The organism is Streptomyces sp. NPDC001920 (assembly GCF_053594495.1).
The window spans coordinates 1-15646 of the sequence record NZ_JBSFEP010000009.1; the positions used below are offsets into that span (position 1 = coordinate 1).

The window sequence follows — 15646 nt, forward strand, 5'->3', positions numbered from 1 at the left end:
GTGCGGTCAAGAGGGTGTCTAACTCGGTCGTCACAACCCGATGTTGGACACCCTCCCTGCGTCCGTGAACCCCGCAATCGGAACTACTCGTCTAGTGGTGCAGGGGTACGGATTGCAGTAGTTGATCACGGCATCGACGCCGAGATGGTGCCTGTTGTCGCCGGCAAGAACCTAGTCAGGGGCGAGCCCGAGGACGACTACGGTGACGACGGGAGTGGGCACGGCACCCACGTGGCCGGGGTCATCGCGAACTTCCTGAGCCGAGGACCGGTAGGCATCGCTCCCGCTGCCGAGATTTACAGCTACCGGGTGTTCGGTGCGAACTCAGATGAGGCCACCTCATTCGCGGTACTCATGGCTGTGGTGGCAGCGGTACAACAGGGTTGCCACCTGATCAATCTGAGTCTTGGCGGTCTCGCCTATGACGCCAACCTACGTGAACTTGATATCTGGGCTGCCGACCGTGGTGCCATCTTGATGGCAGCGGCCGGCAACGAATGGGGCGGCACCATCACGCTGCCTGCCGCACTCCCCAACACCATGGCCGTAGCCGCAGCAGGGCGGATCGGCACGTTCCCAGCCGACTCCCTCGAAAAGAGCTTTGTCGGGCCTCAGTCCGTCCGCGACCCCGATGACTTCTTCGCAGCCTTCTCGAACTACAGACCCGAAGGTGCCGTAGACCTTATCGCTCCAGGAGCCGGAATCTTGTCTGCCCAGCCAGGAGGAGGGTACGGGCCCCGCAGCGGCACGTCACAAGCCTGCGCCGTCGCCACAGCAGCCGCAGCACGCGCGCTCACCGGAACCCAGTGGCTCACCGAACCGCCCAGTCGGCAGCGCACCACCGACATGAAGAATCACCTGCTCAGCAACGCTGTTCCGATCGGACTTGCACTAGCCCATGAAGGAGCGGGACGAATCCCGTAAGGTGGTGTCGTGCGATTGGTGATCTGGTATCGCGGAGCGCAAACGGTCAGCGCCGAAGAGCTCCTAGCGGTGCTTCCCGCAGGGTCCCGCCTGGTCGACCAACAGATGCCAAACATCTTCCTGGTCGAGTCAGACGAGGACGCGGTCAAGCGCGCCCTGCCATCATCAGAAGAGTGGACCGTGGCCCCAGAGCAGGTCGCTCGTTCGTTCACCGGCTGACCGCCGCCCTCCCGGCTTCTACGCGCACGGGCTCGGAGTTTCGCCCCGATTCACGCCGGAAAGCGCCTTGATTGCTCATTCTTCCACTTGGGTCGAGGGCACACCGAAAGATCTATTGTGTCCCACACCCCCACCCTACCGTCACACAGAGTAACCATCAGACTAACGCTGCGAACGGTCAACTAACGCTGAGCGTCATAGCCGCCTACCCGCAAGCATGCGCCGTAAATCGAACACATGATGCAATAGCTGGTATGCGTTGCTCTGCTCTCCCCGAGGACCTGGTCGCCGCGCAGTGTGCCTGGGAACGGACGTATCGGAACCTAGCCGACCCGGCGAACAGGTAGCGGACGACAGCCCTGCGCCGCCGCCTGCTGGAGCTGTCGGTCCAGGTGTGGTGGCACCCCTACTGGCAGCAGGCCGGAACCGGGCAGCGGGCAGCGCTGCGCTCCTCGGCGCGGGAGCTGGAACCAGGGGCCCGGTAGGTGACCAGCCCGCACGGTGACCGGCGAGCTGTTGGATCCCCTCCGGCCGACATATCGCTGACCCTGCCGGACGGGCAGACCGTGCGGGTCCGGCTCCACGCACGCCGGGAGGTGGCCGGTCCCCATCCGTGGCGTTACCTCGTGGGCATCCCGTCCTGGGTCGCGCGCCCGGACGGGGTCGAGGCCGCCGAGTACACCGTCTGGGTTACCGATCGGCAGCTGACGCCCATCGAAGGAGCGGATCTTTCCGGCGTGCCGACCCGGCGTCTGCCCGGCCCTCCGCCACGGCCAGCCCACGGCTGGGTGGTCCGCCCCGTACCCGGGCACCGGGACCGGACGGTCGTGCATGACGCCACGTGCCGTCACGCAGCGGGCGGCGGAACGGAACTGGGCACGCAGGAAGCCATGGATGCCCTGATGCGAGAGGGGGCTCGGGCCTGTACCGACTGCGACGCGGCGGCTGTGCTCGTCCCGGCGCTCGAATTCGGCCAAGGGAACGGATAGCAGAAGGTCCGCCGCTGGCTCCGAAGGCTGACCATCAGGGCGTCGGGCCGAGACGCCAGCAGGCCCCCGGAGAGCGCTCCCGGGGGCCTGCTGGCGGTGGTTGCTCTTCGGTTAGCTGGTCTTGCCGCTGTCCTCGGGCTCGGAACCGGTAGACGAACGACGGCGGACAGCGACCAGGGTGATGGCGCCGGCGACGACAAGGCAGCCCGCGCCGGCGGCGATCCACGGGGTGGCGTCGGCGCCGGTGTGGGCGAGGGAGCCTGCCGGCGCCTTCGGCGTGGAGTCGCCGACCGGGGCCGCGGCGGACGAGGAGGCAGCATCCGGTGTGCCGGTGCCCTGCGGGGAGGGCTTGGCCCCTCCCGTCCCGCTACCCGGCTTGTCCGCGGGGGTGGACGGGGCGCCGCTGGGCTTGTGCGTCGGCTTGTCCGAGGGGTCAGGCTTCGGGTCGGTGGCGGTCTTGGCGTTGGTGACGGTCACGGTCACCGGATCGCCGGGGCCTGCGGTGAACGACTTGGACGGCTTGTAAAGGTCGTACCCGGCAGGGGCTTTGATCTCCTTGACCCAGAACTCCGTCTTCCGGGTCGACACCGGCAGTTCTCCGGAGGCCGTGCCCTTGGCGCTGGTGGTCAGAGTGAGCAACGGCGAGGCGCCGGTGCCGATGTTCACCGTCGCGCCGGGCAGAAGTTTGCCGGTCTTGTCGTCCTTGGCCTGCAGTAGGACCTTGGCTGCCTTGAACGGGTCGGTGATCGTCAGCCGTGTGGTCGCGCCCGGGGTGACGATGACGTCCTGGTCGGCGACGACCTCGTGGAGCGGGCTGCCGGAGGCCGTCTCCTTGAGCCGGTAAACGCCCGGCGCAAGATCGGGGAAGGTCACCTTCCCCTGCACGTCGGTCTTCCCACGCCCGACTTCTTCGCCGGCGGCGTCGAGCAGCAGGAACGCGGCGCCGGGGAGCGCGTCCCCGGCCGTGTCCTTGGTCGTGATCTCGACGCTGCCCGCGTCCGGGGCCGGTGTGTCGGCAGGAGCGGCAGACGCCGAGGGGGTCGGCTCGGAGGGCAGGGCGCTCGCGGCCGGCGCCCACGTGAGGGTGCCGGTCACCGCGACGGCGACGGCGGCGGATCGGACGAATCGTGCGTGCACGAGGAAGAGGACTCCTTGGTCAGGGGGGCGGGGGGAGGTCATGGGGTTCGGCCAGGGACCGGAGTGGGAGGCGGCGGGGCAACCGGTGTGCTGCCGTGCTGCTGCTTGGCTGTCGTGGTGGCGACGTAGAGGGCGCGGCGAGTATGGACGGGTACGTCCTGGACGGTGCGGTGCAGTGGCTCGGTGGAGAGCGGTGCAGGCGCGGCTCAGCGGGCGCGGGTGCCGCTGCGTGTGACCGGCACGGCGGGAGACCTGTGCGCGGTCCGGCCTGCAGCGCGGCTCGGCGCGGACGCGGTCCAGGCGCCGGGGAACCAGACGGCGGTGTACTGCTCGATGGCGTCGCGCAGTCCGGTGGTGACGGCTCCCTCCCACGGGGGCCGGCCGGGGCGGTGGTACGTGTCGAAGGTGGCGTACTGCTTGGTGTTCGGCCGGGTGTTGGTCGCTTCGTCGCGGCGGTGGAAGGTGCCGTGGTCGAGGAAGCTGAGGGCGACTGCGTCGATCTCGCCGCGGTCTGGGTGGACGACCGCCAGGCGCAGGCCGCCGTAGGTGTCCGCGTGGATGGTGCCGGTGAAATCGATCCGCAGCCGCAGCGGGACACCGGGGACGGGGGCGGCGAAGTAGGTGTTGCCCACGACGGTGCTGTCGTGGAAGGGGAGGCACAGCTCGGCGAAGAACTCCGGGGTCTGCAGGGACAAGAGGGATCTCCAATAGGAGTCGGGCTGGTCCTATCGACGGGGACCGGGCAGAGCCGGTCGGCTGGTGGTGCTCCAGCGCGGGACGCTGGCCGCGGAAAGCGCGGCCGGGCGGCGGGACGCGGCGGCGCGCTGCACATCGAGCGGGGTGGGGGCCGGCGGTCCGGGCGGAAGGATCGGGGTGAGCTGGGCCATGCCCTTGATGTAGCTGAAGGTGTCCTCGCGCCACCGGGGCAGCGGAGCCGGATCGGCAACGCTCTGGGTGACGGCGGTGAGCAGGGCGACGGGGGTGTCGGTACTGGCCGTGGCGTACCAGACGGGCCGGTCGATGGAGTTGCCCGCCCACAGCTGCCAGCGGGCATCCCGTGTCGCCAGTTCGGCTTCCGGGTCGAGGTCGCCGGTGGTGAACTCCAGGCCGGCGAGTCCGTCCGGGGCCTGGATGGCGAAGACGCCCCAGCGCGGGCGGTCGATCTCCCAACCCTGTTTCAGCAGGGGCACGACGGCGAGGAAGGGATCGTGCTCGTCGGTCCCGGAGACCGGCCGAGCGAGGTAAGCGTCCGGCCCCTGCTTGTACGCCGTGGCGAGGACAGTGGTGAACGCCTGGACGAACTCGGTCGGGACTCGGTCGTTGAAACAGACGCCCCAGGTCGGTGGCCCGAACGGATCGCGGTAGGCGTTGATGCGCCAGAGCCCGTCATCCTCCCCCTCGGGGAGGTAGCCCAGGCGGACCTTGCGGTCGGGGGCGTTGACGTAGGCGTTGCCGAGGTCGTCGTTATGGAGGTCCCAGCCGAGGTCGATGAGCGGGGCGAGGGCTGGGTCGCCGATCCCGGTGGTAGAGGCGAGGTGGCGCGGAGAGGCGAAGACGTCTCCGTCAATCGTGCGCAGGTCGTCGTGAGAGGTCACAGGTTCCTGAGTGGTGAAGGCGGACGGGTCAGGCAGCGAGCACCAGGGCTTCTTGGAGGACATCGCTGGAGCCGGTGTAGTGCAGCGTCCGCAGGCCCAAGCGGGCAGCGGCCCGGCAGTTGTCGGCACGATCGTCCACGAACAGAACGCGTCGTGGATCGCGAACTCCGGTGGCCTGCAGGGCGGGTTGGTAGGCGGCCGGGTCTGGCTTGCACACCTCAAGTCGGGCTGAGTACAGCGCCTGGGTCATCACGCGTCGCCACCCGTGGGTGTCAAGCACGGTACTGAGGTGGGCGGGTGCGTTGGAGAGCAGCACCATTCGCAGTCCGGTGCCGTGGGCGCGGCGTAGGACGGCCAGGACGTTCTCGTCGGTCTCGGTCCACATGGCGGTGTCTGCGGCAAGGAGTTCGCGCAGCAGGCGGGAGCCGGGGTGGGCGCCAAGGACACGCGCCCAGTACGCCAGGTCGCTGAGCTGGCCGGCGTCGTAGAGGTCGCGGGCGTTCCAGAAGGCTCGCCGGAAACCTGCGAGATCGTCTTCGGGCCAGGAGGCGGTGCGGGCCAGTCGGAGCCAGTGGGCGCGGGTGGGCTGAAGTCCGATGACGCCGTTGTAGTCGAGGATGACGGCGTCGAGGCTGGTGGGGTGGGTCAAGGGGCGGTGTTCTCCAGGGCGCGACGGGCGAGGGCGGCGAGGGTGGCTGCGAGGAGGGCGGGCAGCAGCAGGGCCGTGGGCAGGGTGGTGATGCTGGCGAGGGCGCCGATGAGGGCGGGGCCAGCGAGCAGTCCGAGGTAGCCGGTGACGGAAACCGTGGCGACGGCCCTCGGCCCGTGGCTCCCGGCGGCGGTGATCAGGGAAGGGACGGTGCCGGACAGGCCGAGCCCGAAGACCGCCCAGCCGGCCAGCGCCGCGGCCACACTGTCGGCCAGGACGCCGGTGGCCAGTCCGGCTGCGGCGAGCACCGCGCCGGCGCGGACCACGGCAGGGGCACCGAAGCGGGTCGTGAGCCGGTCGCCGGTCAGTCGGCCGATTGCCATGCCGGTGCTGTAGAGGGCGAAGGAACTCGCAGCGACAGCCGTACCGGCGTGCAGGGCGTGCACGTGCACGGCGGCCCAGTCGGCTGCCGCTCCCTCCCCCAGCAGGCTGGCAGCCGCCAGCCCACCCAGCAGCCATACCCTCCCCGGAGCCCGGTCCCGACCGGCTCCCTGGGGGCCGAAGGTCTTGGGGTCGGCGCCGCTCAACGTGAGGGTGCTCGGCACGGCCACGAGTACGCTCGCTGTCAGCGCAGCGTCGACCGTCAGGAACAGAGCGCTGTGGGCTGTGCCGGCGGTGGCGGCGGCCAGGGCGGCGCCGCCCAGCGCGCCGATCGAGTACGCGGCGTGCAGGGACGACATGATGGGCTTGCCAAAGGCGTTCTGGCAGCGGACCGCCCCGGTGTTGACGGCGACGTCCAGGACACCGTGCGCGGCGCCGAAGGCCAGCGCCGCTGCGAGCAGCGAGGCCAGCGTCCGGCATTGCCCCAGCAGGGCGAGGGCTGCTGACAGTGCGACAGCTCCGCCGATCAGGAGCGCGGGGAGGCGTTCGGGCCGGGCGAGCCGGCCGCCGGCCTGCAGTCCGGCGACCATACCGACGGCGGCGGCGAGCAGGACAAGGGAGAGGCTGCCGGTTGTGAGGTGGGTGGCGTGCTGGACGGCCGGTATCCGGGCGCCCCAGACTGCCATCACCATGCCCAGGCCGAGGAAGTAGCCGGTCAGCAGGGCGCGGCTGCGTCGGAGGGAAGCGTCGGTGCGGTTCATGCGGGGCGCCCAGCGGTGACAGGTTCGTCGGCCGGGCGGGGCTCGACGTGGACCTGGATGCGGCGGGCGGTTTGCTCGGCGCGGGCCTGTGCGAGGTCCGCGGTGGGCGCGGTGGTGATCAGGTAGCCGATCCGTGCGGTCCACATGTTGCCGTCGTCGGCCGGGAGAAGCAGCTGGTCGCCGATCTGGTGCTGGAAGTGCACGCGGTCCAGCCAGTCCGGGTTGAAGCTGTCGAAGCCGAGGTGGAGCAGGGTGCCGGAGGTGTCCGGGTAGAGCAGCTGGATCGCGGCGGCCGATGACCGGGCGGGGGTGAGGTCGGGGGTTCGGCCGCAGGCGATGTCGGCGGCGGCGCGCGGCAGGTCGATGCCCGTGGCGAGTCGGACGAGGTGGCCGATCATGTCGCCAGCGATCCGGCCGTTGACCTCGACGAGCCGCGGTCGGCCGTCGACAAGCCGCATCTCGACATGACAGACGCCGTCGGTGATCCCCAGAGCGCGGATCGCGGCCCGTGCCACAGGGGTCACTACGTCGAGAAGAGGGTCGGCGGCGTCCACGCAGTGGGCCAGTTCCTCGAAGAAGGGCGGAGCGCTGACTGTCTTTCGGGTGACCGCGACCACGGTGGTCTCGCCGCGGTAGGTAACGCACTCGACCGACACCTCGGGCCCGTCGAGGTACTCCTCCACGAGCACGCTGGTGGACTCCCGCCCGGGCCCGGCCGCCTGGTCGGCGAACGCGAAGGCTGCGGTGAGCTGTTCGGGGGTGTCTACACGGATCACTCCGATACTGGCCGCGTGCGCGGCGGGCTTCAGCACGAGCGGGTAGCCGATCCGTTGGGCCGCCGCCTCGGCCTCGGCCAGGGTGCGCACGCTCACCGAAGCAGCCGACGGCACGCCGTGCCGTGCGAACAGCGCACGGGACGTGGCCTTGTTGCGGCACGCCTGCATGGCCTCCGGGGCGGTGGTGGGCAGGCCGAGCTGGCGGGCGAGGCGGGCCACGGGGACGAGGTACCACTCGGTCCAGGTGACCACCCCGGCCAGGTCGTAGCGTTCTGCCAGGGTCCGGCCGGCTGCGGACAGCGCCGCCTGATCGGTCGGATCGGACACGACCACGCAGTCCCGCAGGTACGGCACCTCCCATGAGGGCTCTTCGCCAGTGATCAAGACAACGTCATAGGCGGCGGCCACGGACTGAAGGCAGTACCCGCGGTACGACTCGGCCTCCATGTCGGCTGCGGCAACTACCAGGACGACAGGACGGTCGGACAAGAGCTAGCTCCTCGGGATCGGGAGGGGTGGGAAGGCGGAGGGCGTGGGGCGGCGGACCGCAGCGGCGGAGGACGGCTGCTCGGCGAGCAACCGACGCGCGGCCAGCGGCGTGGTGGGACCTCGGGCCGAGGCTGCTCATGCAGCCCGGGAGCCTGCACGTGTCTGACGAGGGCCTGCTCGGCGCCCCGACCGGCCGCCTTCGTCCAGCCGAGGGAGGGCGCGGAAGCGATGGGAGAGTGGGGATGGTCAGACACCCCATTAGGCGGCGCGGCGGCGGCGAAGTTCGAACACGCCGACCCAGTGGGGGTGATCGCCGATCAGTCGGCGGGCGTAGAGGGCGGTGAAGTCGTTGTTCAGCCCGGCGACTCCATAAGGGAGTTGGCGGCGCAGGTCTTCGAAGAGGTCCTTCAAACTGACCCGTGTGGCTCCGGAGGCAAGGCGGCGGGCGGCCATGCGTTCCAGGGCGCGGTAGACGTGCGGGTTGTGCGCGTCGAAGGCGTTGAACTGCTCGGTGATGGTGCGACCGCTCGCGCGGTTCGTCCCGAGGACGGCGGTGGGCATGAGGTTCTCCACAGGCTGGGGGCGCAGCAGGGTCAGGTGCGCAGGGCGGGATCGGTGCGCAGTCGGGCGAAGGCGCAGAGCAGGCCGAGGGCCTGCAGGACGGCGCAGGCCGTGATGACGTGGCCCATCGCGTCGGGCGGGGTGAGCGCGGTCAGTACGCCGGCGACGGGGAACGGCAGCAGCAGGATGAGGATGGTCGCCGACAGGGTGCTGCCGAACTTCTGCGCTGAGATCAGGCGGGAGCGCACGGTGCGCAGGACTACCGTCATGCCGCCGTCTGCCGCCATGAGGACCGCGACCAGGACGAGGTAGGAGAGGTAGTCGGGGGCTTGGGCGGCGGCGAGAGTGGCGAGCGAGGCAAGGGCTGCGCAGGCGGCGCCGACCGGCCACAGGCCCAGGCGGTCGATCGCAACCCGGCAGAGGGTGACGCTGAGGAGCGTCGCTCCGGCAGCGGCGGACCAGACCAGGCCGACGTCGGTGGTGGACTGCCCGAAGTGTTTGACGACGATCACCGGGCCGGCCGCTTGAAGGAGCCCGGTGGCGAGGTTGGACAGGGTCAGCCCGGTCACGAGCCAGCCGAGCGCGGGTAGCGAGCGGATGGTGCGCCACCCGGTGAGCAGCCCGGCGCTGGCCTGCCGCTTCGGCGTGCGGGCCGGGGCGACGGGCGAGGGGGGTGTGCGCAGGGCGAGCAGCGCGGCGAGAAGCGACAGCACGGTGATCACCGCGAGCATCGGCGGTGGCCCGGCGAGCAGGAGCATTGCGGCGAGCGCCGGTCCGGTCAGGGTCGCAATCTGGTCGATGCCGAGCAGGACGGCCTGAACGCGATGGGCCCGCTTTCCCGCTCGGCGGCCGGCGGCAGCGCCCGCGGTCTCGGCCGCGATGTAACTGAACTCGGTGAGCACGCCCGTGACCGCCGCGAGCACCATCACGGTCACGCTCGCCACCGTGCCGGACGGGTGAAGGCGGAGCAGGACCGCGCCGGCGGCGAGAGCCATCGCACGTCCCAGGGAGGCGAGGTGGAAGACGACCGACGCCCCGCGCCGGTCGACGATCGATCCGGCCCACCCGAAAGCCGCCAGCCTCGGGATCCACTCCAACGCGAACGCCGCTCCCGTGAGCGCGGCGGAGCGCGTGGTGGCCAGGACCAGCAGCGGGATGCCATAGGTGGACATGGCGAACGCCAACGCATCCGCCGTACGCGGCAGGTAGATGCCGCGCATCAGCCCGGCGGTGTGGCGTGCGTGCCGGGGTGTGACCGCTGCGCTCACGCGACCGGCTCAGGCTCGAACGCCCTGGCCACCTCGGGGTTAGCGGCCAGCCACTGGATCAGCAGCGTGCGGGGACGGGCAAGGTCCGCCGCCGCCCCGGCGCCGGTCACGGCGGACAGCGGTGCGAGGCCCTCGCCCTGCTCGGTGGTGAGCGAGGGCGCCAACAGGTCGAGGACGTGCCGGATACGGCGGCTGAACTCGCAGACGGGGGCCGGGAAGGCGTGACGCCGGGCCCAGCGAGCCATCGCGTCGTACAGGTCGGCCAACTCCATTCCGCCGTCGGTGAGTTCCAGACCGGAGCCGGGCGCGATCCGGACGAGGCCGTGGGCGCGGGCCGTGTCGGAGGCGCTCTGCAGCTGGTGCGTGGAGAGGTCGGGCAGGTTGCCGGCCAGCCGTCGCGGCGGTATAGCGCCGTTGTCGTCGATCTCGGTGACCAGGCGGATCAAGGAGCGCGAGGCCAGCAGTTCGACAGCGTGGCGCACTTCGGCAGGAGTGAAGGGGATGCTCATCGGCGCGGGCCGCCCGTCGGCATGGCTGCCTTCGGGCGGGCGGTCGTGGCGTGCGAGAAGAGATCGCGGTGGTGCCACGCCGGAGAGGATCCGGTCGTCCGAGCGGGTGGGAGCACCGCGGAGGTCGGCCGTGGCTGGCTGCTGAGCCACGGCCCCGGCGCGGGCTTCGCCTGCGGGTGTCCCCAGACCGGATGGTGGGCCGCCTGGTCGAGGCTCTGCCCGGCGGACCAGGCAGACAGGGCGCCGAGCACGGGGCCAAGGCCGTCACCGGCCGCGGACAGCCGGTAGGGCCGGCCGAGGCCCTCGGTGTCGACCAGGCCGTCGGCGACGAGCTGCCGCAGCGGCGGATAAATGTTGGTCCAGTCGCTGCTGGGCATCACGATCCGGGCCAGAGCCCGGCCGCTGACCTCCTCACGGGACTTCAGCACCCACAGAATGGCGGCGGCGTGGCGCCGGGTGAGCAGGGTGAGGCTGTCCTCGATCTGCTCGATCGCGGGCAGCGGGCGGTCCGCCTTCTCCAGGTGTTCCTCGGCCCAGGTGACGATCACCGGCAGAACCGGCAGCAGGGCCGCGCCACGTTCGGTGTGGCGGTAGGTCACGTGCCGTGCGGTGTGTTCGGTGCGTTCGACGAGCCCGGCGTCGCACAACGACTTGAGCTTGGGGTGGAGCTGGCCGTTCTGCAGCCAGGACACCTTGCCCGCCAGCTCGCTGTAGCGCAGCGGCGGGCCGGAGAGGGCCAAGAGGATCCTCACGTTCCAGCGCGGGGTGATCATGGCGAGGGCCTCGGTGACCCGGGCGATGTCGGCGTCGGTGTCAGGGGGCAGAGCGGCAATGGCCAAGGGAGGAACTCCTGGGTGAAGGAAAGAGAGGGATCGCCTGGGGGGTCAGCGGCTGGGCGCTGGGCTCGGCGTCGCAACAGGCGGAGCCGGAACGGGCGGCGAGCAAGCCGGCGGGGCAGGCGTCGGGGCCGGGACGCGGGCCAGGCTCTGCAGGACGGCGGCGGCCGACTTGGCCTGGACGTCGCGGACGGCGACGGCTTCGGCGAGCCGGCGTGCACCGTCGAGGAGGTGGGAGACCTCGTGCGGGCCGATCTGCCGCTCGGCGTGGAGGAGCCGGGCGAGACGGTCGCGGTGGACGTCGATGCTGCGCTCGGCGAGGGCGAGGCCCTCGTGCATGCCGAGCAGGGCGGAGAGCATGCCGGGCGGCTGGTCCTGGGCGTGGGCTTCGAGGTCGGCGAGCGGCGCGCCGTACAGGTCCTCGATCCGTCCGGCTATCTCGGTGGACGTGAGATGGGGCAATCGGGGGCTTTCACGGTCGGCGGGCCCGGGCCGCCCCGGCACGCTGGGGTGCCGGGGCGGCAGACGGGGGCAGGGATGCGGCGGCCGTGAGCTGCGTGCGGGCGGGCCAGGCCCGCTGGCCGGGCGGGGGCATGGTGCACAGCAACTCGCGAAGGGCGGCGCGGTAGCCGTCGCGGGCGTCGAGCGCCGCCTCCAGCCACTGCGCGTCGAAGCGGAGCTTGTCCGCCGACAGCTCACCCATGTCGCGGTCCGGATCCATGTCGGCGTAGACGCGGTCGCGGACGCGGGCGACCTGCTCCTCGGTGAGCGCCAGGAACGAACGCAGCTCCAGGGCACGGGCGAGCGCGGGCGAGGCATCCTGGCCGGCAGCCGCCTCGTATAGCTCGGGCACCGGCCTTCCGAAGATCATGTGCAGGTCGGCGTCCATGGTGCTGGCCTTGTCCCGGCTCATCGGGCGGCCCTTGCCGACCGCCACGCCGACGCGGGTGCGGCTGTACCGGCGGGCCGGTGGGGAGCGCTGGTCTGCACCGCCGGGCCGGTGCGGGGCCGGAGGCGAGCGAGGCGCTGGGCGGCGAGGTCCTTCTTCCCCGGAGCGTCCGGGTCGAGGAGCCACCGCACGACCAAGGCCCGTCCGTCGCGGGCGGTAACGGCCGCGTTCACCCGGTGAGCGAGGCCCATCGTCGGATCGTCAACCTCGCTGGGCTGGGTATGCAGCGCAGCAACAAGATCGTCCTCCGCACGGTCCAGCAGGGACTGGGCCTCGACGAGAAGACCGTGCCACTTGACGACGTTGGTGGCGTCAGGATTCGCGGTCGGCGCGGCGCCGACAGCAGCCTTCAACTGCCCCATGTCCATGCCGAAACGCGCTTCAATCCGTTCGGTGAGCACGCCCACGACATCCTCGGCGTCATCGGATATGTCATCGGACAAAGGGAAATCTCCTGTTCTCAAAAGGCCGATCGCTGGGGAATGGGAGGGCTGCCGTACCCGGTGGCTAGGCCGCTTACGGGCGCCTGCTGTGGGCCTGTCAGTCCGTGCACATTCGGACGTCGCGGTAGACGTAGGTGCCGGAGACCCAGCCCTTGACCCCGGTGGTCTTGTCCGTGATGTAGAGCCAGTTGCCGCTCTTCTTGTGCACGGTGAACTTGTGGCTCTTGTAGAGCACGCCGAGCGCGGTGGAATGCGTGGTGGCCTTGGACCGGATGGTCACGGCCGCGGTGTGCACCTCATACGGCAGCGGCGGCTGGGACGAGCAGCTGCTCGCGGGGGTCGCGCTGGCGGTGGTGGCGGACAGCACCGGCAGAGCGAGTGCGCCGAGCATGGCTGCGGATACGGCAATTCGGGTGGAGCGCATGCGGAAGAAACCTCCGTGAAGGCATAGGGATTGCGGGGAAGGTGCCGCGGGGTTGTACCGGCGGCTGTATAAGAGTCCGGAGATTCGCCGGTTTGGCTAACCGGCGATCGTCGGCTATGTTGCGCCGCCCTGGTCGGCTTTGAGGCTCAGCGTGAGCGGCCGGGCGGGCGCGGCGCAGGGGCCTGGACCACACCGGCCGGGCGGCTGGCGGCGGCTGGGCGGACCGGCGGAAGAGGGCTGGCCTGCCCGGCAAGCCGGTCGTCGCACCACTGCAGTGCCTTGCCGAGCGTGTCGAAGCCGCCCTCGCGCAGGGTGTGCGTCCACGTCTCGGTGTCGACCTCTTCGACCACGACGCGGAACGGTGAGGGGGCTCGCTCGTCCAGGGCGCGCAGGGCCACGACGATGACCATGTCTTCCGGGTCGTCGCTGGTGTAGGAGTAGCCCATGGCGTAGTGGTCGCCGTCGCCGGCGAGGCGTCGCTCCAGGGCTCGCGTGGCCTCGTCCGCCGGCGGCGGGCCCAGCGGGGCGAGGGCGATGGCATCGGGCGGACAGCCACGGTGGATGAGCCAGGACTGTGCCATCGCGGGCAGCGGCAGAGGGGCATGCTCGAAGCTGAACGTCCGCTTCTCGTGGTCCCGTTGCAGATGCACGGCGAGCACCTGCGGCACGCCGGGGTGTCCCCAGGTGGCGGTGCGGTCGAACAGGACGTAGTAGCTGTGCGGGCCGTCGTGGTGTTCGGCGAGGGGAACGAGCATGTCCTCGTGGACGGCGACCTTGCGGTAGAAGTCGAGGTATTTCTCCTCGTCGGCGTCGAGGTCGTCCAGGTCGAAGTCGACTTGGGGGATGGACTTCCGGTCCGGCGCCGGGTCGGTGGGAGACAACAAGAGCCTTTCGGTGAAGTCAGCGCCGCTGCGCCGGGGTGGGCCGCGCTGCGCCGGGGCGAGCCGAGACCTTCGGCGCCTGCACCGTGGGGGCCCGGCGGGCGGCGAACAGCGCGGCCCGTCCGGCATCGGTGAGCGCGACCGGCTGGCCGGCGTGCAAGGGGTGGCCGGTGTCCCGGACGACCAGGCCGGCGTCTTCCAACTGCTGCAGCTCAGCGTGGGGGGTGCGGATATCGGAGGCGGCTGTGACGGACATCCGGCCGGTCAGCAGGTGTTCGTAGAGCTTGGCGCCGCCGGCGATGGCGAGCAGCGCCGCCTGATCATCCGTCGAGAGCTGCCGGGCGTCGGGCGCGCAAGCCGCCGCTGCTGCTTCGATGGGCTCCAGGGCGGCGAGCACCTTCCTAGCCGCGGCGTCCCGCGCGGCGGTGGCCTCTTCCAGCTGGTCCACGGTGCGGTCGATGCGCGTGAACAGGGCGCTGTCGACGTCGAACTCGCCGCTGGACAGGCGGTTGAGGAGCCGGAGGTAGAAGGTGACGCTGGTCTGGGCCTTGGCCAGTTCACGGTGCCGGTCGACCAGGTGGGCGTGCTGCTCGTCGAGGATGCCGCGGTCGCGGTAGGCCCACACGGTGTCGATGTCGTGCCCGGTGACGGCTTGGAGGCGGTGGTCGAGCGGGGAGACCGCACGCCGGGTGGGTGCCGGCGCGGGTGGAGGGTGCATAGGCGGACCTCTGTGCGTTCAGCGGGTGTGATGGTGCGCGGGGTTAGGGGCGGGACGGGGCAGCCCCGGCAGTGGGGTGGGCGGCGGACCGGGCCGGGGTACGGGAGCGCGGGTGGTCAGCTGCGGGGAACGCGAGCGTGCCGCGTGGGTGCGGGCGCTCAGCGGCCGACGAGGCATCCCTAGGCGGCGGCCGACCTCGTCGTAGACGTCGTTGCCTGCTCGCGGCCGGATGGCGACGACGTGGATCTCCTTGGGATGCGCGGACTCCGCGGGTGCCGGGCGGACACCGTAGACGACACGCCAGTCCTTGCGCGAGTCCACGAACAGCTTCCTGAATCCCTCCAGGTCACCGTCGAGACGCAGGCCGAAGCGCTGCGCGTTCACGACATCCTGCAGGTAGGCGAGGGTGAGGTCGCGTATGTCGCTGGGGGCCTGGAGGAGATCGGTCAGCGCGCGGGGGTCGAAGCTCAGTGCGAAGGCGGGCTGTCCCGCTCCCGCGGTCATGACGTCGGCTCGTCCGGTTCGGCGGCTTGTGTCGTGTTCGCCGTCTCCGTGCGCACGGACGGCGGCGGGCCGGGCAGAAGGCGGTGCGCGGGCCGGTCGGGCGAGGTCATGCAGGCCGACAGCGGCCCACCCGGCGCGCGGATCGCCGCGACGGCGTGGGTGAGGAAGTCCCGGTGCCACACGAACAGACCGGACAGCCCGGCTTCGGGATCCTTGTGCTGCTGGTAGGCGAGCCACAGGGCGTGGAGCCAGGCCACCACGTCGTCGTGCTCCTGCCACTGCAGGCACCAGGGAGCCGCGGTGGTGACCTCCGCCCCGTACACCGGGAGGAAGAAGTCATCCACCCAGTCGGACAGGGCGTCGAGTTCGTCCTCGCGTTCTTCTCCATCGAGTTCCAGGATCGGGCGGGGCTCCGGTGGAGCGGCGGGAGGCGGCCCACCGAGTCCTGGCATGCCGAAGGCCGCGAACGGTGATCCGCTGGACGGCGAGGCGGACGCGAGGTGGTCGAGCTGCTGAGCCTGTTGCGCCGACTGCTCCATGAGCCGCCGCACGCTCGCCTCGATTCCCTCCAGCTGTCGGTCCGGAATACGAACCGGCTCCAACTCGCCATCGTCAGGCGACTTTGTTGATTCG

Annotated in this window: 21 protein-coding genes; 3 read left to right on the forward strand and 18 right to left on the reverse strand. The window is 70.9% G+C overall.

The window, feature by feature from the left end; all coding sequences use genetic code 11:
- The 3 genes from ACWCPI_RS16610 (at position 1) to ACWCPI_RS16620 (ending at position 2132) form a co-directional block, all read left to right on the forward strand.
- Positions 1-924 carry a S8 family serine peptidase gene (locus ACWCPI_RS16610; RefSeq protein ID WP_451038799.1) on the forward strand — a complete coding sequence of 308 codons (924 nt, stop codon included), beginning with the start codon at positions 1-3 and terminating at the stop codon, positions 922-924.
- A 9-nt stretch (positions 925-933) separates the two neighbouring features.
- Positions 934-1143 (forward strand): hypothetical protein, encoded by a 210-nt coding sequence (locus ACWCPI_RS16615; RefSeq protein ID WP_451038800.1) that lies wholly within the window; start codon positions 934-936, stop codon positions 1141-1143.
- A gap of 788 nt (positions 1144-1931) precedes the next feature.
- Positions 1932-2132: a DUF6233 domain-containing protein gene (locus ACWCPI_RS16620; protein WP_451039049.1), complete on the forward strand. Its 201-nt coding sequence runs from the start codon at positions 1932-1934 to the stop codon at positions 2130-2132.
- A gap of 111 nt (positions 2133-2243) precedes the next feature.
- On the opposite strand, the gene ACWCPI_RS16625 is transcribed toward ACWCPI_RS16620, so the two are convergent.
- The 18 genes from ACWCPI_RS16625 to ACWCPI_RS16710 all read right to left on the reverse strand — a co-directional run bounded on the left by ACWCPI_RS16625 (position 2244) and on the right by ACWCPI_RS16710 (position 15552).
- On the reverse strand, positions 2244-3269 hold the full coding sequence (locus ACWCPI_RS16625; protein ID WP_451038801.1) for a SpaA isopeptide-forming pilin-related protein: 1026 nt from the start codon (positions 3267-3269) through the stop codon (positions 2244-2246).
- A gap of 206 nt (positions 3270-3475) precedes the next feature.
- The gene (locus ACWCPI_RS16630; RefSeq protein WP_451038802.1) at positions 3476-3964 is read right to left on the reverse strand and encodes a hypothetical protein; all 489 of its coding nucleotides are present in this window, start codon (positions 3962-3964) and stop codon (positions 3476-3478) included.
- Positions 3965-3994: 30 nt separating this feature from the next.
- Positions 3995-4864: a DUF317 domain-containing protein gene (locus ACWCPI_RS16635; RefSeq protein ID WP_451038803.1), complete on the reverse strand. Its 870-nt coding sequence runs from the start codon at positions 4862-4864 to the stop codon at positions 3995-3997.
- Between the two features lie 28 nt (positions 4865-4892).
- Complete coding sequence (locus tag ACWCPI_RS16640) at positions 4893-5513, reverse strand: HAD family hydrolase (protein ID WP_451038804.1); 621 nt, start codon at positions 5511-5513, stop codon at positions 4893-4895.
- Positions 5510-6655 carry an MFS transporter gene (locus ACWCPI_RS16645; RefSeq protein ID WP_451038805.1) on the reverse strand — a complete coding sequence of 382 codons (1146 nt, stop codon included), beginning with the start codon at positions 6653-6655 and terminating at the stop codon, positions 5510-5512. The genes ACWCPI_RS16640 and ACWCPI_RS16645 overlap by 4 nt, the downstream gene beginning before the upstream one ends.
- On the reverse strand, positions 6652-7878 hold the full coding sequence (locus tag ACWCPI_RS16650) for an ATP-grasp domain-containing protein (protein ID WP_451039050.1): 1227 nt from the start codon (positions 7876-7878) through the stop codon (positions 6652-6654). The genes ACWCPI_RS16645 and ACWCPI_RS16650 overlap by 4 nt, the downstream gene beginning before the upstream one ends.
- Before the next feature lie 300 nt (positions 7879-8178).
- Positions 8179-8481 (reverse strand): hypothetical protein, encoded by a 303-nt coding sequence (locus ACWCPI_RS16655; protein WP_451038806.1) that lies wholly within the window; start codon positions 8479-8481, stop codon positions 8179-8181.
- A gap of 32 nt (positions 8482-8513) precedes the next feature.
- A complete protein-coding gene (locus ACWCPI_RS16660; protein WP_451038807.1) occupies positions 8514-9749 on the reverse strand; it encodes an MFS transporter in 1236 nt (411 codons plus the stop codon).
- Complete coding sequence (locus ACWCPI_RS16665) at positions 9746-10258, reverse strand: regulator (RefSeq protein WP_451038808.1); 513 nt, start codon at positions 10256-10258, stop codon at positions 9746-9748. Before ACWCPI_RS16665 ends, ACWCPI_RS16660 begins: the two co-directional genes overlap by 4 nt.
- On the reverse strand, positions 10255-11097 hold the full coding sequence (locus ACWCPI_RS16670; protein ID WP_451038809.1) for a winged helix-turn-helix transcriptional regulator: 843 nt from the start codon (positions 11095-11097) through the stop codon (positions 10255-10257). Before ACWCPI_RS16670 ends, ACWCPI_RS16665 begins: the two co-directional genes overlap by 4 nt.
- 45 nt (positions 11098-11142) lie before the next feature.
- A complete protein-coding gene (locus ACWCPI_RS16675) occupies positions 11143-11556 on the reverse strand; it encodes a hypothetical protein (RefSeq protein ID WP_451038810.1) in 414 nt (137 codons plus the stop codon).
- A gap of 10 nt (positions 11557-11566) precedes the next feature.
- A complete protein-coding gene (locus ACWCPI_RS16680; RefSeq protein ID WP_451038811.1) occupies positions 11567-12007 on the reverse strand; it encodes a hypothetical protein in 441 nt (146 codons plus the stop codon).
- Positions 12004-12486: a hypothetical protein gene (locus ACWCPI_RS16685; protein ID WP_451038812.1), complete on the reverse strand. Its 483-nt coding sequence runs from the start codon at positions 12484-12486 to the stop codon at positions 12004-12006. Before ACWCPI_RS16685 ends, ACWCPI_RS16680 begins: the two co-directional genes overlap by 4 nt.
- A gap of 97 nt (positions 12487-12583) precedes the next feature.
- Positions 12584-12910 carry an SH3 domain-containing protein gene (locus tag ACWCPI_RS16690; RefSeq protein WP_451038813.1) on the reverse strand — a complete coding sequence of 109 codons (327 nt, stop codon included), beginning with the start codon at positions 12908-12910 and terminating at the stop codon, positions 12584-12586.
- A gap of 146 nt (positions 12911-13056) precedes the next feature.
- Complete coding sequence (locus tag ACWCPI_RS16695; protein WP_451038814.1) at positions 13057-13794, reverse strand: hypothetical protein; 738 nt, start codon at positions 13792-13794, stop codon at positions 13057-13059.
- 16 nt (positions 13795-13810) lie between these two features.
- Entirely contained in the window at positions 13811-14509 is a 699-nt protein-coding gene (locus tag ACWCPI_RS16700; RefSeq protein WP_451038815.1) for a hypothetical protein, read from the reverse strand.
- 18 nt (positions 14510-14527) lie between these two features.
- The gene (locus ACWCPI_RS16705; RefSeq protein WP_451038816.1) at positions 14528-15013 is read right to left on the reverse strand and encodes a hypothetical protein; all 486 of its coding nucleotides are present in this window, start codon (positions 15011-15013) and stop codon (positions 14528-14530) included.
- Positions 15010-15552 carry a DUF4913 domain-containing protein gene (locus tag ACWCPI_RS16710; RefSeq protein ID WP_451039051.1) on the reverse strand — a complete coding sequence of 181 codons (543 nt, stop codon included), beginning with the start codon at positions 15550-15552 and terminating at the stop codon, positions 15010-15012. Before ACWCPI_RS16710 ends, ACWCPI_RS16705 begins: the two co-directional genes overlap by 4 nt.
- Between the last annotated feature and the right edge of the window lie 94 nt (positions 15553-15646).

Excerpts from the sequence above, each read along its gene's own strand:
- ACWCPI_RS16645 (WP_451038805.1), bottom strand. The coding sequence starts at position 6,655 with ATGAACCGCACCGACGCTTCCCTCCGACGCAGCCGCGCCCTGCTGACC.
- ACWCPI_RS16665 (WP_451038808.1), bottom strand. The coding sequence starts at position 10,258 with ATGAGCATCCCCTTCACTCCTGCCGAAGTGCGCCACGCTGTCGAACTG.
- ACWCPI_RS16650 (WP_451039050.1), bottom strand. The coding sequence starts at position 7,878 with ATGGAGGCCGAGTCGTACCGCGGGTACTGCCTTCAGTCCGTGGCCGCC.
- ACWCPI_RS16680 (WP_451038811.1), bottom strand. The coding sequence starts at position 12,007 with ATGAGCCGGGACAAGGCCAGCACCATGGACGCCGACCTGCACATGATC.
- ACWCPI_RS16690 (WP_451038813.1), bottom strand. The coding sequence starts at position 12,910 with ATGCGCTCCACCCGAATTGCCGTATCCGCAGCCATGCTCGGCGCACTC.
- ACWCPI_RS16710 (WP_451039051.1), bottom strand. The coding sequence starts at position 15,552 with ATGGAGCAGTCGGCGCAACAGGCTCAGCAGCTCGACCACCTCGCGTCC.
- ACWCPI_RS16655 (WP_451038806.1), bottom strand. The coding sequence starts at position 8,481 with ATGCCCACCGCCGTCCTCGGGACGAACCGCGCGAGCGGTCGCACCATC.
- ACWCPI_RS16705 (WP_451038816.1), bottom strand. The coding sequence starts at position 15,013 with ATGACCGCGGGAGCGGGACAGCCCGCCTTCGCACTGAGCTTCGACCCC.
- ACWCPI_RS16700 (WP_451038815.1), bottom strand. The coding sequence starts at position 14,509 with ATGCACCCTCCACCCGCGCCGGCACCCACCCGGCGTGCGGTCTCCCCG.